A 2,845-nucleotide genomic window follows, 5' to 3' on the forward strand; every position below is an offset into this window, starting at 1 on the left:
CACACGCCCACGCAGGACAATTGGCATTAACTATCAAGCACACTGTTGAGTTCTCAAGCAACCGACACGCACCGACTCCAACCCACCAGGGGCCTTCACTCGGGGCAACTTGTTAATCTTATCAGACTTTCCGGGGCTTTCCTACCTCGCGATTTCTCGTGAAGTGAGCCGCACAAGCCGACCACATTCCCTACTCCTCAAGGAAACAAGAATCCCCAGGAGTCTTCAGAAAGTGTGGTTCACCCGGGGGATCCAGCCACTTCGCGGCGGCTCCGAGGAGCTTCGCAGTGGTGTCTGTTCCTCCCTGCCGGGCTGACTCAGAGAACATTACGGTGGTCGGGGCCCAACGGTCAAACCCGTGCCCCGTGACCCCGGTCACCGCGCTACGGCAGGTCTTCAGAGGTACTTCTACGGCCCGGCGCAACCGGCGGACCTCCCCGGCCGCCCCGGTACCGTCGGGTCATGAGCCTCTCCAGCGACACCGTTCGTCCGTCCCTCGCCCACCGCCCGGGTGATGGTGTTCCCTTGCGTGTGCTCGTTCCCTGCACGGTCGACGAACGGCACCAGGCTCGTGCGCTCGAGGTCTATCGCGAGCTGGTCGACGCGACCAGGCGGGAGGCCGGCTGCCTGTCGTACGAGCTCCTCCAGCGCGTGGGCGACTCGACCCGCTTCGTCCTCGTCGAGGAGTGGGAGTCGCAGGACCATCTCGACGCACACACCCGGACGGAACACTTCGTGCGGCTCGTCGCGGAGCTCGAGCAGCTCGAGACGGCCGCGCCCGCCGAGCTCTACCGACGTGTTCTCTAGGACGCGTCCGCTCAGACGGGCAACGCGGGGCGCACTGGTCTACGACGCTCGCCCCTCGTCAACGGGCGACGGACCCCCGCAACCAGGTGACGATCCTGTCGACGTCCGTGACGGTCATCCCCACCGTCGGGTCGACCCTGTGCAACAGCGCCCCGGCAAGGTGCACGCTCTCGATCCACCTCTGATCGGCATCCCCGAGGACGTCGTCGACCCAGACGAACGGGCGCCCGTTCGCGACGCGAACCAGCACCTTCGTCTTCCACTGCAGGTCGTCCACCCCGTGGTCACCGTCGTAGGCAGGAAGGTCAGCCACCCGTAGGTGCGGCAGATCGAGCAACGGCGCGATCACCTCGTTGGCACCGTGCATCCACACGGTCGCCCACATCAGCTCGCACCCCAGACCGGACAACAGCGGGCAGAGTGCACGATCGACACGCGCAAGGTGAGGATTCGACGCCGCCGTCCAGGACTCAGGAGGCCCCGGAACACGTGGCATCTCCGGGCCGCCGAACGGGAGCAGCGTCCCGTCGACGTCGAGGAACCGGATCGGACGCGATGCGGCGGTCACCTGCGCACCGTCGAGGAACCGGTGTGTCGGACGCCGTCCCGAGACGGACACGGCCCCCGCGCAGGTGGTGACTGCTATCTCGCCGAACGTTGGCGGCGTGCCTCGTAGAGCACGATCGAGGCGGCGTTCGCCGCGTTGAGCGAGCTGGCCGAGCCGGCCATCGGGATGCTGAGCGTGACGTCCGCAGCGTCACGCCATGCGCGGGACAGCCCCGCGGTCTCGTTGCCGACGAGGAGCAGCACAGGCTGAGTCAGGTCGAACGCCGAGATCTCGGCGTCGCCGTCCTCGTCCGTCGCCGCTACCACGATCGGCACGCCGGCCGAACGCTGGTCCTCGACCCACTCCATGACGTCGTGGGGGGACGCGGCCCGCACCGTCGGCACGGCGAAGAAGGAACCCGTCGAGGCACGGACGGACTTCGGGTCGTACGCGTCTGCGGCGTGCCCGGTGGTGATCATGCCGTGCGCGCCGAGGGCGTCCGCTGAGCGGATGATCGACCCGATGTTGCCAGGCTGCGTGGGGCGGTCGAACACCAGGCCCAGGAAGTCCTGAGGCACCGGAATCCGCGTGAGGTCGTCGGGAGCCATGCCGACGACGGCCAGCAGCTCAGCCCCGCCCTCGGTCTTCTCGCTGAGCTCGGCCAGCAGGTCGGCCGACATCGCGATCTTCTCGGCGTTCGGCTGCGACGCGAGCAGGTCCCGTGCCCAGGGCGAGAGGGACCGGTCGGCGTCGTACAGCAGCGAACGGAGCTCCCACCCGTGCTCGATCGCCAGGTTGACCGGCCGGACACCCTGCACGATGAACTCTCCTGCACGGTGACGCTTGGAGCGGTTGGACAGGAGCGTCTGCAGCACCTGGAATCGAGCATTGCGGGCGCTGATGCGGGTGACCACGTGTTCCTCCGGAGACCTGGCAGCATCTGGGTCCGCCGCCTGACTCGAAGGCTACCGGCTCGTCGCACGGCGCACGGCGAGCACCTTGCCTGCGGGGCCTGCAACGGCATGAGCTCTCGGGGCAGCAGCAGTCCGGGAACATCCCGCGCCGCCGGAACGGACTGGACCGGGCGTGCGTCGTGCCAGCACACAACAGCCAGTCGTGACATCAGCACGGCCCGACGGCGAGGCCCACCAGCCAGCGCGAGCGCACCTCACCCGTCACGCCACGACGGTGGGTCCCCTCACGCCCGACGACTCCGCACACGTGCCCGTCCACGACGCCCCCCGAAGGACATGCCGCCGACAGCGTTCCACCATGACGGTGACAGCGCACGAGGCGAGAGCCGGAAATCAGACGAGCCCCGCGACACCTGATGGCGTCCGGGGCTGAGGTACCGGGGATTCCGGTCGTGGGCGTCGCGGTGGGGTGATGGGGTCCGGGTATGCCAAAGGCCCACCCCTGTTGGGGTGGGCCTTTGGTGAATGGTTGTCCGGCGGCGACCTACTCTCCCACCCCGTCTCCAGGGCAGTACCA

General features: G+C 67.9%; 3 protein-coding genes. 1 reads left to right on the forward strand and 2 read right to left on the reverse strand.

Annotated features, from left to right (window positions below):
- Window positions 1–462: 462 nt before the first annotated feature.
- Window positions 463–807 carry a putative quinol monooxygenase gene (locus WFH32_RS19185; protein WP_336708879.1) on the forward strand — a complete coding sequence of 115 codons (345 nt, stop codon included), beginning with the start codon at window positions 463–465 and terminating at the stop codon, window positions 805–807.
- Window positions 808–865: 58 nt separating this feature from the next.
- Here WFH32_RS19185 and WFH32_RS19190 read toward each other — a convergent pair whose 3' ends face one another.
- Together WFH32_RS19190 and WFH32_RS19195 are read right to left on the reverse strand one after the other, a co-directional pair.
- A complete protein-coding gene (locus WFH32_RS19190; protein ID WP_336708880.1) occupies window positions 866–1,375 on the reverse strand; it encodes an HAD domain-containing protein in 510 nt (169 codons plus the stop codon).
- Window positions 1,376–1,449: 74 nt separating this feature from the next.
- On the reverse strand, window positions 1,450–2,268 hold the full coding sequence (locus WFH32_RS19195; RefSeq protein ID WP_336708882.1) for a TrmH family RNA methyltransferase: 819 nt from the start codon (window positions 2,266–2,268) through the stop codon (window positions 1,450–1,452).
- Between the last annotated feature and the right edge of the window lie 577 nt (window positions 2,269–2,845).

It is taken from the genome of Oerskovia sp. USHLN155 (assembly GCF_037145535.1).
Lineage (GTDB): Bacteria > Actinomycetota > Actinomycetes > Actinomycetales > Cellulomonadaceae > Oerskovia > Oerskovia rustica.